We start from the raw sequence: 16,178 nt of genomic DNA on the forward strand, positions 1-16,178 counted from the left end.
GAACAAGGATTTATGAAAGTAATGAGTAAGCGTCAAAGTAATCGTGAAGAAATTTTTACTCGTATTTTAGACGCGGCTGAAGTGGAATTTGGCTTGAAGGGGTTTAGTGGTGCCAGCTTGCAACATATTGCAGATCGTGCTGCATTACCAAAACCTAATATTGTCTATTACTTTCAGTCGAAGGAAAACTTGTATAAGCAGGTGCTTAATAAAATTGTACGTGGGTGGAATGATCTGTTTGATCGAGCTACGGTGGACGATGATCCGGCGCAAGTGTTGGATAGTTTTATTCGTATAAAGCTGAAGCAAAGTTTCGAACAAGGTCGATCTTCGCGTATTTTTGCTATGGAAGTCATTAGTGGTGCGAATCATATTCGTGACTATTTGAAGGAAGAGTTAAGTCCTTGGTTTCGCTCTCGGACAGCGCTTATTCAAGCATGGATCGATGGTGGAAAGATGCGTTCAGTAGATCCAGTCAGCTTGATTTTTATGATTTGGGCAACGACTCAGCATTATGCAGATTTTGAAGCCCAAATACTGGCACTGTCCCATAAAGAGACTCAGGATGAAGAGGATCTGAAGCGTGTCGGAGACACGGTCAGTAGCATTATTTTACAAGGTGTTGGCTTGAGTTTACCGCAATCACAGGTGGCCTGATCGACTTTTTCTTGTTGTAACAATGGTTAAAGGCTGATTGATCGTCTCCTAAATGGGATGATTTTTCAGCCTTTTGCTTTTTTTATGACCTTAAATGTTTTAGAAGGTCTGACAGTATTTAGAAATAGAGGGCGCTATGAAACACAATAGACGTACTGTAGAGGTGTCGGATATAAAAGCTTATCATGCTCATTTGTATTATCGAGATGAGTCTGGCCTTGAATTGGCAAAGCAGATTGCACAACAGGCGAGTGACTTATTCGAATTACAGGTTGGTCGTTTCCATCGACAACCAGTTGGCCCTCATCCGCTCTGGAGCTGTCAATTATCGTTTGCCGTCAAAACATTTGCGGACTTTGTTCCCTGGTTAATGTTGAATCGCCAATCCCTTGATGTGTTTGTTCATCCGGTAACCGATGATGATTACTTTGATCATACTCAAGGCGTGAGTTGGTTGGGTCATGCCCATACGCTGGATATTTCTCAGTTCGACGCAGGCTAGAAGTGTTGTTTACAATAAGAAAAGCCGCTTAAATTGTGATTGTTAAGCGTTTTTTTGCTTTGTATTAAAAGTTTTTTAACCCCCCCCTAGAAAAATGGTTGAACGTCCCAAACTTGATTGCTTATGCGGTAGTTATTCAATCTATGTCGCGTTATCATAGTTGAACAAACTACTACAGTCTTGGGTTCGTGTTGTGGCGGTGTTACGCAAAGTCTGTTTGCTTGTATCAAGCACTCGTTCCCTTATTCACTTTTAATTAGGAGAGAAGACAATGCAAATTTCTGAAAACGCCGTGGTAAGCATGCACTACACATTGACTGATGACCAAGGTCAACAACTCGATTCGTCTATCGGTCAAGAACCTCTAGTCTTCTTGAGTGGTGCTCAAAACATTATTGATGGTTTAGATAAAGCGATTCAAGGTAAGGTGGCTGGCGATAAATTGAACGTAGAAGTGGCGCCTGCGGATGGGTACGGTGAAGTGCATGAAGAATTGATTCAAAAAGTGCCACATGAGAATTTCCAAGGCGTTGATGACATTCAAGTTGGCATGCAGTTTATGGCTCAAACACCAGGCGGACAACAGCCTGTAACCGTCATCGGTGTGGAAGAAGATGGTGTAATGTTAGATGGCAACCACCCATTAGCGGGTAAAACATTGAACTTTGATGTAGAAATCGTCGAGGTTCGTGAAGCCTTAGCTGAAGAGCTAGAGCATGGACATGTTCATGGTGAAGGTGGTCATCAGCACTAAGCTTAAGCTGATTCAACATGACACACGAAAAAGCGGCTTCTGGAAACAGGGCCGTTTTTTTTATGTCAACATAACGCTAGCACCGTACTAGGGGGAAATTTGCTCGGTGAGTATGATGCCGGGTACGGGGGCCGATTCGGTGCCCATTGTTCGGTCCGAGAGGTATCGTGCTGGAGGCTTACCAACCGCCTTGCGGAACATGGTGACGAACCCGCTAGCATTTTCGTATCCCAGTTCCAATGCCACCGTCTGCACACTTTCGCCCTTGGTCAAGCGTTGCAGAGCAAGAATAACATGCAGTTGTCGACGCCAGCGGCCAAAGCTCATTCCTATTTCGTGCATCAGGAGCCGGCTCATGCTTCGCTCACTCATGCCAATGCGGGTAGCCCAATCGCCCTTTGACGTTTTGTCTGTGGGATCGGCCAACAGCATTTCCGCTAAGCGGCGCAAGCGCGGGTCGCGTGGCATCGGCAGATAAAGGTCTTCCACTGGAGCCGCCGCCAACTCATCCAACAAAGTGGCGATCAGTCGATCTTCTCGCCCTCCCAGCGTATATAGCTCAGGAATCTCAGCTACTTTTAGAAGCAACTCACGTAGCAATGGCGATACCGAGATCGTGCAGCAGCTTTTTGGAAGGTCCGGAGCGGCATCAGGCTCGACGAACAGGCAATAACACTCTGTTTCACCCGACCCACAGGCTGAGTGGGGCAAGTCTCCCGGTATCCATACTGCGCATTGTGGTGGCACTATCCAGACACCGTCTTCGATTTCACAGTTGAGAATGCCGCGCACGGAGTAAAGCAGTTGGGCCTTGCGGTGCTGATGACTCGCATGTTCCCAGTCCTTTGCTACCGATGTGGCACCCAGAGCGACAACGGGACGGGGGACGTCATCAACGTTTCGGGTTACGTTCAGGTCTGTGATGGCAATGTTCGACATAGTAAGTGCTGAACCTCGGATTGAAGGTAGAATAATTTGGCCTAATTGAAAAATATTATGGCCAAATTATGAAATGACGTCCAGTTATTCCTAAGGTATTGTGAAATTAACCATGCTAGCTGTTTTGCTCTCTCAGAGCATGGCACCTCCAAAAAAGAGGAGTATTTTTCTGACGAGGTGTGGCCGCTAGCGATTTTTCTTATATTTATAAGGAGTATTGACATGTTAATTGACACTTCGCAGTTCCCTCTAGTTTGGATACAACTAAATACGTCGGGTACCGATTCCGAGGATTCCTCTTTTGCCGAGTTTGAGGCATTGCTTGCTCGTAAAGAAGTCTTTGTTTTGCTCAACGGCGAGGGGCTTGATAAAGGTGATCACGAACATTCGCCGGAAGAAATGAAGCAAACATCACTTTGGATGAAACGTCACAAGAACGAATTGAGATCCTTCGTTAAAGCTGCCATTTACATTGAGCCGAATACCGCCAAGCGGTTGGCGACTAAAGCGTTCGCTATCATTTATGAGAAGTTCTGGGGTTATCCTATGTTCATGGTTGCCAACAAGGACGAGGCGCTGGATTTGGCGCATACATTGTTGCTAAGCGAACAAACAGAAGCATGGACACCTTTTTAGATCGAAGTAACGAGAAAAGCAGGAAGAGCATTTGATCGTCGAAATAGGGTCTAACTTGTTGCCCTGTGAAAGCTTCTCATTGCTGCCAGTCGTATAAAAGAATCTTTTTATTGCCATTTAAAAAGAGGCATTCTAAGGTCAGTCTTAAGGCAGAGTAGGGTGGGAGAATGGTATGAAGCTCGTGTTAGAGCCCATAGTAGAAAGCGAATTTGAGGATTTGTTTGTTCGTATTAAGGAAGGTATCTTTCCATATGTTGATGCGGTATTTGGCTGGGAGGATACATTTCAGCGTCAGCGCTTAGAGAATGAATATCAGCTTGATTGGTTCTACTGGGTAAAAGTAGAAAAAGATCGGGTTGGTGTGCTGTGTTACAAGCGTCATAATGCTTCTTGTCATGTGCATTGGCTAATTGTATTCCCTGAGTGGCGGCAACGAAATATTGGCACCTCTATCATGGCTTTTGTTCAAAAAAAGGCTAGGGAAAATGGTTGACTGCCGTGAGCTTATCCTCTTTCAAATGTAACGCAAACGCGATTCAATTTTATCAAGGCCTTGGCTATGTGATAATAGAGGAAGAAGAGGATTTTGTGTCTATGTCCTTATCACTCCGGTAGCATTGTGAGTTTGCGATGATCAGTCATTCTTTTATCGAGCTAGAATCGTCTATTAGAGGTTGTCAGCATTGCGCCGCTTGCCTTCCTTTGCCCCCCAAGCCCATTCTACAAATCCATCCTGATGCAAAAATTTTAATTGCTGGGCAAGCTCCTGGGCAAAAAGCGCATGAAGCAGGACGACCCTTTGATGATCCAAGTGGTGATCGACTACGTCAATGGCTGGGAGTATCAAAAGACGTTTTTTATGATGCTAAGCAGATAGCACTGGTTCCCATGGGTTTTTGCTTTCCTGGGACGGGGAAATCTGGGGATTTGCCTCCAAGAAAAGAATGTGCGGATTTATGGCGGACTCCATTATTGGCTGAACTTAAAAGCATTGAATTAGTTATCGTGCTGGGTTCTTATGCCCAAGCCTATCATCTAGGTGTGAAAGGGAAAGCATCGGTAACGGAACAAGTAAAACATTGGAGAGAATATTTAGCTCAAGGCAGGCTGCCTTTACCTCACCCAAGCCCTCGTAATAACCGTTGGCTAAAACAAAACCCTTGGTTTGAAGAAGAGGTTCTGCCAGCGCTAAAAATGAGCGTTGCACGTATTATCTAAAAGTACACTCGTAATAAAACAGGGCGGCATTATGTTGGCTCGTTTACGGTTATGATCCGCAATATCGAATAGTTTTTTACAATATACTTAATAAAATCAATTGATTATATATAGCCTCGTGACTCTTATAGAGTGGATTTTTTATGAGGTAAGGTGGCTATGAAAAAATACTTATTGTATGGGCACGATGACTGTTTGTTTTGTCGTCGGGCGAAGCAAGTCTTGGAGGACAATAATGTTCTTTACCACTATATTGATATAAAAGACGAAAATCTAACCAGAGTGACATTATCCAGGCTGGTTGGACACGATATTTATACCCTTCCTCAAGTGTTTTTAGACGATGAATACATCGGTGGTTTTCACGATCTACAGCGCCGTTTCGCGATTATTTGATAGTCATTTTGCTTGATTTTTAATGCGTTTTGCTTAGGCCTTATAACAATAAGACAAAAGGAGAATGCCACCATGAAAGCGCCTGTCGACTATCTTTCTCAATACACCGCTTATCATCGAGATAGACGAAATATAGCGATACATTTTTTGTTAGGTATGCAAAAGACGTTATAGTGAGATATGAAGTCTGCATCTGATTAAAAGGAGCATGATAATAAAGGGCGCTGTACCTAATCAAAGGGAAACAAAAGAAAAGAGTGAAAGAATTGTATTAGGAGGAAAATAAAGCGGGAGAGTGGGCGCTTATTGTTATTCTAGCGCGTGATCCCGAAGAGTAAGTCATTTTTAAAAGGCCATGTTAGGATGAGAGGCCTGTTATTAATGCTTGCTCAGTTGCTCTTAGAAATATGTTTTATTGACGTGACAATTAAGCAAGGTGCGCAAGTTTTGATGCGTACACGTTAAATTTACTGACGACTTTTTTCATAGAAGATGCAGCAGAAAAGATAAGATCGAAAACATACTCAGTGCTTTTTGCACGGGCAATCAGAGTCGCCTTTTCGCTTTCAGTAAGATATTTAGTATCGACACCAGAAAGTAATTCTTCGATAGATTTTTGAGTTTTCATAATGAGTTCCTCTTTCCATTTAGTAGCTAGTAGCTTATTTAGATCATGTAGTCTTTAGTTGATTCAACTTTCTGACTACAAGGACAATATTAGAGGGCGGCTGTCTAAATAACAAACGATGTTTTCTATTCTTATTGATGAATTAAATTCAACTATTTTGATTTAAAGGGGTAAGCGTGAGAGGTATCCATGGTGAGTTGGAGGGTAAAGCTTTTCGATGTTAAAAACAGCCTCGAAACAGGGCTGTTTTTAACTTGCTAATGATTGCAATGTCAGTATAGGCGCTGGTTTACTCGTTTATTGGATGAGTCCACGATTCAAAGTGGATGGCACTTTTTGCTTCTCTTCTTGGTAACCAGCCAAAGCGCTCTAGATCGGGGGTGGTTTGAAACTGTTCAACGTAGCCAACACATAGGTAGGCGATGATATCGATATTCTCTGGAATGTGAAGGGCCTCTCGAATCACATGGTCGTGTACGATACTGACCCAACCAACGCCAATGTTTTCTGCTCGCGCTGCCAGCCACAGGTTTTGTACCGCGCAGACGGCACTGAATAAATCCATTTCCGGTTTTGCTGTGCGTCCTAATACGACTGAGCCGGTTCTACTTCGATCACAGGTCACACAAATGCCCATCGGTGCTTCTTCGATGCCTTCGAGTTTTAAACTTTGATATTTTTCTTTACGCTCCCCTTCAAACAGGTTTGTGGCTTCAGCATGGGCAGTGAGAAAGCCTTGTTTGATCTTTTGTTTAGTTTGTGTGTTTTGTACCACAATAAAGTCCCAAGGCTGCATGAAGCCAACACTTGGAGCATGATGTGCTGCGATCAATATACGCTCTAATACGTCATCAGGGATGGATTTATCTATGAATTCTTTACGCACATCCCGACGGGCGAAAATGGTTTTATAAACGGCATCGCGTTCTTCTTGGGTAATTTTCATTTTGGTGTTGTTTATTCGTTACATTATATGGTGGGAATTAGTGGGCAGTATCGATACCTGCACACACGGTGGTGAGTATAGGGTCATCACTTTTTAATTTATGCCACGCAAAGGTGGAATCTTGCGCAGTTTTGAAAAAGTTGGAACGAGCATTGTTTTTACAGTCGACCACTTGTGTGACGCGTTTTGCACTATGGTGCCGTTCAAAAAAATACAGATCAACTAATACCCAACTGGGGTGGCGCTGATTGATGGCTGAATGGCCCACATCTGCAGCGATAAAGCGCACGGTTTGAGGGTAGATATAACTCCAAGGACGCCACAGGGTTTTCTCTTGCACGGTTTTTACTACGACAACGCCTTTTGGTAATAAGCTGACTTGATGTGGATACCAATCGTATTCTCCCAGTATTTGAAAGCTTAACATGGTGAAACCTGCAAAGGCAGGAATAAACCAGACGGGGGCTTTTTTCTTCGTCAAATGGCGTATTAAAAGGGCAATGCCTGCCCCTCCTAGTCCTGCAAAGATGGTCGAAATGAATTCCCAAAACATGGTTTCTCTCTTACTATTTTTAGATTGCTGATCATCATACAGGAAGTTGCTATAAACAAAGAAACCGAACACGATTGTCGTGTTCGGTTTCTTGTTCCTTGCACTTCAATATTGCCTGAACCTCAATATTGGATAGAGCCTGATGATCTAATGATCGACAGCATGACCAGCCCCTTGTGGGTAACGCACACTTTCCACCAGATCTTGAATGGATTTCGGGGGTTCTTCTGTCATATAAGAGACCATGAATGCAACGATAAAGTTAATGGCCGCGCCGATGGCTCCAAATGATAATGGAGAGATACCAAAGAGCCAATTATCTGGCGTATTGGTATACGAGGCTGTACCAGGAATAAAGAACCATCCTAAGAATAGGAAGATATAGACTAAGGTACAGCCTAAACCTGCCAGCATACCTGCAATGGCTCCCTTATTGTTGATGCGTTTGGAGAAAATTCCCATCATTAAAGCAGGGAAAATAGACGCAGCCGCAATGCCGAAAGCTAAGGCGACGACTTGGGCGGCAAAGCCCGGTGGATGCATGCCTAAATAGGTCGCCACCGCAATGGCGACCCCCATAGAGATCCTAGCCGCCAGTAATTCGCCTCGGTCAGAAATATTAGGGTTAATGGTGCCTTTAATTAAATCGTGGCTGACGGCCGACGAGATGGCGAGCAATAAACCCGCCGCGGTAGACAGGGCGGCCGCTAATCCTCCTGCTGCGATCAGTCCTACAACCCAACCTGGTAAGTTGGCTATTTCTGGGTTTGCCAATACAAGAATGTCGTTGTTGACACTTAACTCGCTCCCATTCCAGCCTCGTTCTGCTGCCGTGGCTGCAAAAGCTGGCGAATCGTTGTAGAGTTCGATGCGTCCGTCGCCATTTTTATCTTGGAACTTGATCAAACCTGTGGTTTCCCAATTCTTGATCCAATCAGGCCGCTCAGCGTACTCTATTGGTTGTTCTGTGGGGCCATTTGGGTAAATGGTGGTTAACAAGTTCAAGCGAGCCATGGAAGCAACAGCAGGAGCGGTTAAATACAATAATGCAATGAAGACCAAGGCCCAACCCGCCGACCAACGTGCATCCGCTACCTTTGGTACGGTGAAAAAGCGAATAATAACGTGTGGTAAACCAGCGGTACCAATCATGAGAGACAGAGTGAATAGAACCATATTGAGCTTATTATCGACATCTGCTGTGTAATCTCTAAAGCCTAATTCGCGTACCACTTGATCAAGCTTTTCTAATAACGGAATGCCGGATTCAACGTGGGTTGAAAATAAGCCTATAGGAGGTAAGAAGGTACCGGTGAGCTGGAGAGAAATGAAAATGGCAGGTATCGTGTAAGCGATAATCAGCACCACATACTGAGCGACTTGTGTATAGGTAATGCCTTTCATGCCGCCCAGTACCGCGTACAAAAACACCACCACGGCAGCGATGAACAGCCCGATATCGTTACTGACCTCTAAGAAACGCGAAAAGGCCACTCCAGCCCCTGTCATCTGGCCAATAACATAGGTAGTAGAGGCGATGATTAAGCAGGCAACGGCCACTAACCTGGCGCCGCTACTATAAAAGCGATCACCAATAAAATCAGGTACCGTGTATTTACCAAATTTGCGTAAATAGGGAGCTAACAGCATGGCGAGTAAAACATAGCCTCCTGTCCAGCCCATTAAAAACGAGGAATTGGCGTAGCCGCCAGCGGCAATTAACCCCGCCATGGAGATAAAAGAAGCGGCAGACATCCAATCCGCAGCGGTTGCCATGCCGTTTAAGACTGGGTGAACACCACCGCCAGCGACATAAAACTCTTTGGTAGAGCCTGCCCTTGCCCAAATAGCAATACCAATATAAAGAGCAAAGGAAGCCCCGACGAACAAGCAGTTGATGACAAATTGACTCATAGAATTACTCCTCTAAGCCAAATTCTTTGTCTAACTTGTTCATTCTCCAAGCATAGAAAAAGGTGATTGCGATAAAAACAAGCATGGATCCTTGCTGAGCAAACCAGAAACCAAGGTCGGTTCCTCCAATGTGAATGCTCGATAAAAATGGGCGAAGCAAAATAGCGCAACCATAAGAGGCTAATGCCCAGACAACTAAGCAGCCTAGTATGAGTCTTAGGTTAGCTTGCCAGTATTTTTCAGCATTTGATTTGGGGTTAGACATGGTAATCTCCTTATTTATCATTATTGTTTTACAACGCATTTTTAATTTAGCAGCGATTTGTTTATTTTGTGTAATAAATGATCAAAAATTATGTGTTAAAGACGTGGTTGAAGGTTGAGTGGTATGGTTAGCACAAAAGTCTGAGATGTCGGGTTATGATGAATAAAACGTGACGAATAAGATCCGTTACGTATTGGTGGATTGAAAAGAGTCGCTTTAGGACAGTTTGATTAAGAAGGGAAAAGAGAATGATCAAAAGCATATTTGTTGCCAAAAAGTCGAAAATGCCCCAGATTGAAATTGAGGCCGTTAAAGTGGACGCTGGAAAAGGCATCGTCGGTGACCGGAACTATGCCAAGCGGCAAGAAGAAGGCCAGAACATAACCTTTGTAGAAAGTGAAGAAATAGATGCTTTTAATACGAATTTTAATCAACAAATTGGGCTGTCAGCGACACGCCGAAACATTGTGACGGAGGGCGTTCGATTAAATCATTTGGTCGGAAAAGAGTTCATGATTGGCGATGTACGCTTTTACGGGGTGGAATTGTGTGAGCCTTGTGCGTTTTTGGGGCAGTTGCTTGCCAATGACTCTTTATCTGCGCCACAAGTGGTTAAAGCTTGGTTGCACCGTGGTGGGTTAAGAGCGAATGTGTTAAGTACAGGGATTTTAAACACAGGTATGCCTTTTATCGTCAGTAATGACTTATCTTATTAAATGGCCACCGACCTGCACCCTAGAGGGAGCTGGATGGGCTGGGGAAGGTTCTTAATGGCGCATACTCCTCATTCGCTTGAGCGATAATTTGATCTCGTCCATTGTTTTTTGCCTTATATAAGGCCTGGTCGGCGAGATGGATGAGGTGATCAAATTTATCCCCCTCCTTTGGTATATGGCTGGTGATGCCTTGACTCAGCGTAATGCGTTTTTTAGGCGACTTATGATGTTCGATTTCTTCTTCGTAGAGTTTGCTTTGTAGTTTTTTAGCGAACACCATTGCTCGGTCTAGGTCAAAATAGGGTAGTAGAATGATGAACTCTTCACCTCCGTAGCGGGCCGCGATGCCCTGTGTACTTTTTACTTCCGCTAGAATCAATTGTGCCACTTGAAATAAACATTTATCTCCAGCTTGGTGACCATAGTAATCATTGAAATTTTTAAACCAGTCTAAATCAAGCATGATGATGCTTATGCTGATTTGTTTCTCACAGGCAAGTTGCCACATGTTCGTGAGTTCGTGGAAGAAATGTCGGCGGTTCGCCATTTGAGTAAGTTCGTCGGTATGGCTTAATTGCTTCAGTGACTGGTTGAGCTGAGTCAGCTTTTGATTGGCCTCTTCGGTGCGCTTTTGAGCTTTGAGGGAGTCTTGTTGCGCTTTATTGGTCGCCTCGACAAAAATAGAAAATGCTTTCCCCATCATCGCAATTTCATCATTACCTGACTGAGGTATGTTTGTTTTTATGCCTTCGACATGTTCTAGCATCACGCTATTTAATCGGTTCAAACGATGAATCAGGTAGTGATGGATGAACCAGTATGCAATGCCTGTTAGTAACAGAAAAATAACGCTAAATAAGCCGATTTTTAGCATCACTTTACTGATAAATGCTTTGTGTGCCGAAGAGGCTTTTTGCGTTGATTGTTTTAATAACACATAAAGATCGTAACATGCATTGCTGAGTTTTTTGGCTTCCATGCGTGTTTTGTTTACTGCTATTAACGTGGCCGAGAGTTGCATTTGTCGTTTAAGTGTTGTGTTGAATACCTGCTTAGATAACTTGCTGATAAGACTAATGTTTTGCCATTCAGATGATGTCAAGTTATCTTGATATGACATGTTTGAGATTAATGAGGAAATGCTGTTCATGTGAGCAATCAGTTGATTGAAAGTTGTCGAGTGCAATGTCAGAACACTTAGATTGATGGTTTTGATAAGCTCATCAACAAGGTTTTTTTGATGTTCTGTTGTTTGTGGGAGGAGGTAGATTTTCTTTTGTAGGCTTAGCAGACGAGACTCAATATTACGTTGTAACTGGGTGATATTTCTTTTTTCAATCAGATAGTTATTTAAGATACGAATAGTGTCGAAGTAGGGTTTTTTTAACCTATCTATCTTGTCAATTAAGGCTTGTTCATGTGGTGTGTTAGCGGTTAATTGCTGACGAATATCTTCAAAGGAACTTTCAAATGAAACATTATTGACAATATTTTTGTTTTGTTCAGGCAGGCCAATGGTTGGCGTTTGAATGTATTTGTTGTCATAGCTTTGGTTGAGCATATTGACTAGAGTGTCAGAGGCAATGACTTCTGCTTCTCGAGATAATTCCGCTGCATGCATTGCCCGGTCAAAATAGGAGTTAGACAATGCTTCAAACTCTTGGGATTGTTCTCGTAAGGTAAAGAGGCTGTAACCTGTTGTCAGAACATAGAAGCTAAGAACACTTAAAAGAACTAAATTTAGGCGAAAGCCTAATTGTTTCAACGGCTTGAGCTTTGTATTAGCCTCATTTGCCATGTTTCGTCTCCTGACGTACTTCTATTTATGAAAAATAACGTACTTCTACTGCTCTATATAACCTGATGTCCTGGCTAAAGTCATGTGGATTGTCGTGTTTCATGTAATATTTTTTAGTGATTCTCCGAAAAAATAATGATTAGAACCAAAAATCGTTATATTGAAAATACAAGTAAGCTTGTCCGTGTGAGACGGTGAACCAATTGGTTGGCCATTATATGTCTGAAAAACAAGGCTTTACACTTGATCACATGGTCCTAAGTAAAGCCTTGAAATATTTAAGAGAGTGGCAAATCTCCAGCCAAAACGAATGTTTTGATGTCTTTATATTGTTCATTAAAAGCTTGTTGCTGACGAGCATAATGACCGCTTTGACAATCTGAAATGATGTCTAATGCCGCTGCGAAATAACTTGATCGGTTCATCCAATCTTGCTTCTTATCTATCGTCGACGTTTGTAAAGAAGACTCTTTAGGGGCGGTCGATAACGTTGCCGATAATAAAGTGTTAAGATCCTTGGTAGTGGCTGCCCCTTTGCCTTGAAAACGCCATAAATCACTCTCTGGGAGATAGGCGTAATAGGGTAATAAAGTGAGTCCGTGTTCGGCGACAAAATCAATTGCATCAAGAATAAAGTCAACCTCGCTTTCCTCTAGAAAGTAATTGAGATTAAAGCGTACCCAGCCTGGTTTGACGAGTTTTTCACCCTTCGCCATCGCTTCTTGAATGCGCTTGGACTGAGCTTCATTTATCCCTAATAGTTGGTGCCCATATGGACCCGCGCACGAACAACCGCCACGAACTTGGATGCCAAATAAATCGTTCAATAAAGAGGTGACAAAACCATGATGCAAATAGCCATAGTCAGTGCGGATACGGAACGCCGTGATGGAAAGGCTGGGGGCATCGGCATGACCTAACCGTTCGATTGTCGAAGAATGGCTCCAACGAGAGTGTATTTTTTGCACCCAGGCGTGTTCTTTGTTGAGGATCGTATCGACGCCAACCGCTTGTTTGAGTTGGAAGACGAGGCCAGCACGAATGGATTCTATGATGGCGGGGGTGCCACCTTCTTCACGACGTTCGCCAATTGGTAAAAAAGTATGGGAGTCTGGGGTGACGAAAGAGACCGTACCGCCACCAATATGGCTTGGTTTTTGGTTTTTAATGCAGGCGCGCTTGACCACGAGTATCCCAGGTGTACCTGGGCCGCCAACCAGCTTGTGTGTCGAGAAAAAGAGGGCGTCTTTGGCGAGTTGCTTATTCTGTTGGGGGTTCATATCAATATCAATATAAGGTGCAGCGGCGGCAAAATCCCAAAAAGACAAGGCATTGTAACGATGTAAGCAATCGGTAATGGCGTTTTGGTCGCATAATATGCCTGTGACATTGGAAGCGGCGCTGAATGATCCAATAAGACGTTTACCATGATGTTCTTGCAACTTATTTTCCAGTGTTTTGATGCACACGCCTCCTTCCTCCGCTTGGGGAATGCGAATCACTTTTAGGCCTAGCTCACGCCATGGTAATTCGTTCGAATGGTGCTCATAGGGACCGATAAACACGATGGTGTTGTGTTTTTCCTGGGCCGCAAGGTCTCGTAGCCCTAACTGGGTGATCAAGGTGTTCACGGCACTGGTTGCACCACTACCACAAAATAAAACAAGATCCTCACTACTGGCATTGACCGCTTGTCGTATTTGCTCACGAGCTTGCTCACGATAGCACGTCGTTTGTTGGCCTGTGGCATTGGCTTCCGTATGAGTGTTCGCATAGTAGGGCATAACATACTGCTGGATAGCATCCTCGATAAATTGCAAACTGCGTCCGGAGGCAGTGTAGTCTGCATAAGTGAGTCTGCGCATTCCAAACGGGGTGTCGATCAACGTCTCTTTGCCAATGATGCCTTGTCGAATACGTTCGAGTAGTGCCTCTTTCTCTTTAGTCTTTATAGTGGCGTTTGTTGTCATTTGTTGAGGAGCTGTTTTGACAGTAGATTGCATTCGAGATTGCCTTTATTAATAAATGTTTTATCTGTAACGGATCTCTCTATTTTTGCTGCGATAATGGCCTGCTTTTAGATAGATAAAGGCAGCTCCGTTGTATACTTAATCTGTTCCATCGCAAAATTTGAGGTCACGTCAGTCAGAGCGGTTGCGCTGATTAAGCGTTTATAAAATCGGTCGTAAGCGGGGATGTCCTTTACCACCACTCGTAATAAATAATCGTATTCTCCTGCCATGCGGTAAAACTCCACCACTTCTGGAAAATCCGCCACAATTTGAGAAAAGTTTGTGGCCCAATTTACGTCGTGTTGATTCGTTTTCACTTGGACAAACACTGATACCGCAAGCTCAAGCTTGTCGGCATCCAATAACGCCACTCGTCGTTTAATATAGCCAGCATTTTCGAGCTTTTGAATGCGGCGCCAGCAGGGGGTTTTTGAGAGCCCAACTTGCTTAGCAAGAGCATCATTAGAAATACTATCATTACTTTGAATTAAGGCAAGAAGTTGCATATCTATGTCATCTAAAGTCATTTTGTTCTCTTTTTTCTAATATTTATAGAATAATTTTTTTAATGATGTGTTTTTTTTATAACCTATGCAACCTGGTTTCTAAAAATAGAGGATATTAGGAATCATAGTTCGATCACTGACGAAAAAATAATGCTAAAAAGTCTAATATTTATTAAATAGCGGTCTATATTTCATGTATAGGGAGAAAAAAACGAGCATGATGGTTACCTGAATCTAGACAGGTTTATAGTCAGTCTTACATTGGTGATCTTTGGGAAGAAGCATGCCTTTTTGTCAGTAGAGATCTTTGCATGACAATTGCGTTCGTCAATATCTTGTTGAAAACAGACTCAAAATGTTCATTTTTCACCCATAAACTCCGTTTTCTTGTCTGTTTTTTCCTCGTCTTGGCTTGACTCGTGACATCGTGAGGAGGTCTTAAGTAATCGTTTTAAAGCACTTTAAAACGAAGGAGGCGTCTTTTGCGTAATTTATTCTGTGTTTTTATGAGCTTAGTGGCGGGCTTAGTGAGTATGTCGTCTTTTGCTCAGACTCAATACCCATTAAAAATAGAGAATTGTGGGTATGAGCATATCTATTTTGAGCCTCCCAAGGCGGTAGTCTCAATTGGTCAAGATATGACCGAAACTCTCTATCAACTCGGTGTGTGGGACAAAATTGTCGGGACAGGTGTCTGGTTGAATAACGTTGCACCGCAATTTTCACAGCTAGATAAAATTGTTCCACGTTTATCGGATAATACGCCGACCCTTGAATCAATTCTGCTAAAAAAACCGGATTTTATTGGCTCACAATTTGAGTGGTATGTTGGCAAGGAGGGGGTGATAAGCACTCGAGAGTTGTTTGCATCTCACGGTATTGCTGCCTATGTGTTGCCGACAGATTGTGATAACAAAGACAATACTGTTGGTATCGATGGAACACGAGTCAATGTGTTTAGTACCGGCTCCTTGTATCGGGGGATTAAAGAGCTTTCTGACATTTTTGATAAACAGGAAAGAGGGAGCGTGTTTATCGCCTCCTTAAAAGAAAGGGAAGCGAATGCGATTGCACGAGCAAAAAAGGATGAGTTAAATAATGTATCAGCGGTGTTTTGGTATTCTAGTCCAAAGCTGGATGGTCCTGCTTATGTTGCTGGGCGAAATAGTCCAGCAGGCTACATTTTGAATGCTTTGGGGATAGATAATATCGTGCGCTCTGGTGAAGAATGGCCTCTCATAGACTGGATAGCCATTTCTAGGGCGAACCCTTCTGTTATTGTGTTGGCGAAAATGAATCGTCGTCGTTGGGCCGCAGACGATTATAAAACTAAGATTGCGTTTCTTAAACGTAATCCGTACACACGTAATATGACCGCCGTGAAAGAAAACCGCTTTGTTATTATGGATGCCTTAGCGATGAGAGCCTCAACTCGCCTGTTTGATGGTTTGGAACAAATGGCCATTGCGTTGGATACGTTACAAGGTCGTCTTAAGGAGACCGAAAAATAGACGCTACAACGGCTGTGTTTTTATTATTTCGTATACGACGAAAGATTGTTTCTTAATGTGTTATAATTAAAGCCGCTCCAATAAACTTTATTATTTTAAGATATTGAATTTTATATAAAAATACAAAGATAAGTTCTCTTTTTTATTCTTATTGTTTTCTATTCATACTTTAAGAGAAATCTGCTTCTATACTTTTTGCCATAAAACGGCATTATAAAGTGATTCTT

18 protein-coding genes are annotated in these 16,178 nt (G+C 43.0%); 9 read left to right on the forward strand and 9 right to left on the reverse strand.

Annotation, left to right across the window (positions count from 1 at the left end):
* Positions 1-21: 21 nt before the first annotated feature.
* The 3 genes from AC0VYG_RS05900 to AC0VYG_RS05910 all read left to right on the forward strand — a co-directional run bounded on the left by AC0VYG_RS05900 (position 22) and on the right by AC0VYG_RS05910 (position 1,913).
* Positions 22-657, forward strand: coding sequence for a TetR family transcriptional regulator C-terminal domain-containing protein (locus AC0VYG_RS05900; protein WP_475431391.1), 636 nt, complete (start codon positions 22-24; stop codon positions 655-657).
* 136 nt (positions 658-793) lie between these two features.
* Positions 794-1,159: a DOPA 4,5-dioxygenase family protein gene (locus tag AC0VYG_RS05905; RefSeq protein WP_475431392.1), complete on the forward strand. Its 366-nt coding sequence runs from the start codon at positions 794-796 to the stop codon at positions 1,157-1,159.
* Positions 1,160-1,430: 271 nt separating this feature from the next.
* On the forward strand, positions 1,431-1,913 hold the full coding sequence (locus tag AC0VYG_RS05910) for an FKBP-type peptidyl-prolyl cis-trans isomerase (RefSeq protein WP_475431393.1): 483 nt from the start codon (positions 1,431-1,433) through the stop codon (positions 1,911-1,913).
* Between the two features lie 87 nt (positions 1,914-2,000).
* On the opposite strand, the gene AC0VYG_RS05915 is transcribed toward AC0VYG_RS05910, so the two are convergent.
* Positions 2,001-2,852: an AraC family transcriptional regulator gene (locus AC0VYG_RS05915; RefSeq protein WP_475431394.1), complete on the reverse strand. Its 852-nt coding sequence runs from the start codon at positions 2,850-2,852 to the stop codon at positions 2,001-2,003.
* A 222-nt stretch (positions 2,853-3,074) separates the two neighbouring features.
* On the opposite strand from AC0VYG_RS05915, the gene AC0VYG_RS05920 reads away from it, so the two are divergent.
* The 4 genes from AC0VYG_RS05920 (at position 3,075) to AC0VYG_RS05935 (ending at position 5,102) form a co-directional block, all read left to right on the forward strand.
* A complete protein-coding gene (locus AC0VYG_RS05920) occupies positions 3,075-3,488 on the forward strand; it encodes a hypothetical protein (RefSeq protein ID WP_475431395.1) in 414 nt (137 codons plus the stop codon).
* Positions 3,489-3,660: 172 nt separating this feature from the next.
* Positions 3,661-3,981, forward strand: a complete 321-nt coding sequence (locus AC0VYG_RS05925; RefSeq protein WP_475431396.1) for a GNAT family N-acetyltransferase — start codon at positions 3,661-3,663, stop codon at positions 3,979-3,981.
* 137 nt (positions 3,982-4,118) lie between these two features.
* Positions 4,119-4,706 (forward strand): uracil-DNA glycosylase family protein, encoded by a 588-nt coding sequence (locus tag AC0VYG_RS05930; RefSeq protein ID WP_475431397.1) that lies wholly within the window; start codon positions 4,119-4,121, stop codon positions 4,704-4,706.
* A 159-nt stretch (positions 4,707-4,865) separates the two neighbouring features.
* Positions 4,866-5,102 (forward strand): glutaredoxin domain-containing protein, encoded by a 237-nt coding sequence (locus AC0VYG_RS05935; RefSeq protein WP_475431398.1) that lies wholly within the window; start codon positions 4,866-4,868, stop codon positions 5,100-5,102.
* 427 nt (positions 5,103-5,529) lie between these two features.
* Here the strand turns inward: AC0VYG_RS05935 and AC0VYG_RS05940 are convergent, their stop codons facing one another.
* From AC0VYG_RS05940 to AC0VYG_RS05960, 5 genes are all read right to left on the reverse strand, one after another.
* A complete protein-coding gene (locus tag AC0VYG_RS05940) occupies positions 5,530-5,730 on the reverse strand; it encodes a hypothetical protein (protein WP_475431399.1) in 201 nt (66 codons plus the stop codon).
* A gap of 289 nt (positions 5,731-6,019) precedes the next feature.
* Positions 6,020-6,676: a 5,6-dimethylbenzimidazole synthase gene (gene bluB / locus AC0VYG_RS05945; RefSeq protein WP_475431400.1), complete on the reverse strand. Its 657-nt coding sequence runs from the start codon at positions 6,674-6,676 to the stop codon at positions 6,020-6,022.
* Positions 6,677-6,713: 37 nt separating this feature from the next.
* Positions 6,714-7,229 (reverse strand): hypothetical protein, encoded by a 516-nt coding sequence (locus AC0VYG_RS05950; RefSeq protein WP_475431401.1) that lies wholly within the window; start codon positions 7,227-7,229, stop codon positions 6,714-6,716.
* Between the two features lie 147 nt (positions 7,230-7,376).
* Positions 7,377-9,143, reverse strand: a complete 1,767-nt coding sequence (locus AC0VYG_RS05955) for a sodium:solute symporter family protein (RefSeq protein WP_475431402.1) — start codon at positions 9,141-9,143, stop codon at positions 7,377-7,379.
* Positions 9,144-9,147: 4 nt separating this feature from the next.
* Positions 9,148-9,408, reverse strand: coding sequence for a DUF4212 domain-containing protein (locus AC0VYG_RS05960; protein ID WP_475431403.1), 261 nt, complete (start codon positions 9,406-9,408; stop codon positions 9,148-9,150).
* A 248-nt stretch (positions 9,409-9,656) separates the two neighbouring features.
* Here AC0VYG_RS05960 and AC0VYG_RS05965 point away from each other — a divergent pair, with 248 nt between their 5' ends.
* On the forward strand, positions 9,657-10,124 hold the full coding sequence (locus AC0VYG_RS05965; RefSeq protein WP_475431404.1) for an MOSC domain-containing protein: 468 nt from the start codon (positions 9,657-9,659) through the stop codon (positions 10,122-10,124).
* Between the two features lie 19 nt (positions 10,125-10,143).
* Here AC0VYG_RS05965 and AC0VYG_RS05970 read toward each other — a convergent pair whose 3' ends face one another.
* The 3 genes from AC0VYG_RS05970 to AC0VYG_RS05980 form a co-directional block, all read right to left on the reverse strand.
* Positions 10,144-11,922 carry a diguanylate cyclase gene (locus AC0VYG_RS05970; protein ID WP_475431405.1) on the reverse strand — a complete coding sequence of 593 codons (1,779 nt, stop codon included), beginning with the start codon at positions 11,920-11,922 and terminating at the stop codon, positions 10,144-10,146.
* Positions 11,923-12,200: 278 nt separating this feature from the next.
* Complete coding sequence (locus AC0VYG_RS05975; RefSeq protein WP_475431406.1) at positions 12,201-13,925, reverse strand: aminotransferase class V-fold PLP-dependent enzyme; 1,725 nt, start codon at positions 13,923-13,925, stop codon at positions 12,201-12,203.
* Positions 13,926-13,999: 74 nt separating this feature from the next.
* On the reverse strand, positions 14,000-14,461 hold the full coding sequence (locus AC0VYG_RS05980) for an Lrp/AsnC family transcriptional regulator (protein WP_475431407.1): 462 nt from the start codon (positions 14,459-14,461) through the stop codon (positions 14,000-14,002).
* 461 nt (positions 14,462-14,922) lie between these two features.
* Here AC0VYG_RS05980 and AC0VYG_RS05985 point away from each other — a divergent pair, with 461 nt between their 5' ends.
* Positions 14,923-15,951 (forward strand): ABC transporter substrate-binding protein, encoded by a 1,029-nt coding sequence (locus AC0VYG_RS05985; RefSeq protein WP_475431408.1) that lies wholly within the window; start codon positions 14,923-14,925, stop codon positions 15,949-15,951.
* Positions 15,952-16,178: the final 227 nt, after the last annotated feature.

The sequence above is a fragment of the Marinomonas sp. 63XJN7_7_ISO-PGPR-S23-202 genome (genome assembly GCF_056173505.1).

Bases quoted from the DNA above. Each gene is read 5' to 3' on its own strand.
- AC0VYG_RS05965 (WP_475431404.1), top strand. From the start codon at position 9,657: ATGATCAAAAGCATATTTGTTGCCAAAAAGTCGAAAATGCCCCAGATT.
- AC0VYG_RS05905 (WP_475431392.1), top strand. From the start codon at position 794: ATGAAACACAATAGACGTACTGTAGAGGTGTCGGATATAAAAGCTTAT.
- AC0VYG_RS05955 (WP_475431402.1), bottom strand. From the start codon at position 9,143: ATGAGTCAATTTGTCATCAACTGCTTGTTCGTCGGGGCTTCCTTTGCT.
- AC0VYG_RS05930 (WP_475431397.1), top strand. From the start codon at position 4,119: ATGATCAGTCATTCTTTTATCGAGCTAGAATCGTCTATTAGAGGTTGT.
- bluB (WP_475431400.1), bottom strand. From the start codon at position 6,676: ATGAAAATTACCCAAGAAGAACGCGATGCCGTTTATAAAACCATTTTC.
- AC0VYG_RS05970 (WP_475431405.1), bottom strand. From the start codon at position 11,922: ATGGCAAATGAGGCTAATACAAAGCTCAAGCCGTTGAAACAATTAGGC.
- AC0VYG_RS05920 (WP_475431395.1), top strand. From the start codon at position 3,075: ATGTTAATTGACACTTCGCAGTTCCCTCTAGTTTGGATACAACTAAAT.
- AC0VYG_RS05950 (WP_475431401.1), bottom strand. From the start codon at position 7,229: ATGTTTTGGGAATTCATTTCGACCATCTTTGCAGGACTAGGAGGGGCA.
- AC0VYG_RS05975 (WP_475431406.1), bottom strand. From the start codon at position 13,925: ATGCAATCTACTGTCAAAACAGCTCCTCAACAAATGACAACAAACGCC.
- AC0VYG_RS05910 (WP_475431393.1), top strand. From the start codon at position 1,431: ATGCAAATTTCTGAAAACGCCGTGGTAAGCATGCACTACACATTGACT.
- AC0VYG_RS05960 (WP_475431403.1), bottom strand. From the start codon at position 9,408: ATGTCTAACCCCAAATCAAATGCTGAAAAATACTGGCAAGCTAACCTA.
- AC0VYG_RS05940 (WP_475431399.1), bottom strand. From the start codon at position 5,730: ATGAAAACTCAAAAATCTATCGAAGAATTACTTTCTGGTGTCGATACT.
- AC0VYG_RS05925 (WP_475431396.1), top strand. From the start codon at position 3,661: ATGAAGCTCGTGTTAGAGCCCATAGTAGAAAGCGAATTTGAGGATTTG.
- AC0VYG_RS05935 (WP_475431398.1), top strand. From the start codon at position 4,866: ATGAAAAAATACTTATTGTATGGGCACGATGACTGTTTGTTTTGTCGT.
- AC0VYG_RS05980 (WP_475431407.1), bottom strand. From the start codon at position 14,461: ATGACTTTAGATGACATAGATATGCAACTTCTTGCCTTAATTCAAAGT.
- AC0VYG_RS05915 (WP_475431394.1), bottom strand. From the start codon at position 2,852: ATGTCGAACATTGCCATCACAGACCTGAACGTAACCCGAAACGTTGAT.
- AC0VYG_RS05900 (WP_475431391.1), top strand. From the start codon at position 22: ATGAGTAAGCGTCAAAGTAATCGTGAAGAAATTTTTACTCGTATTTTA.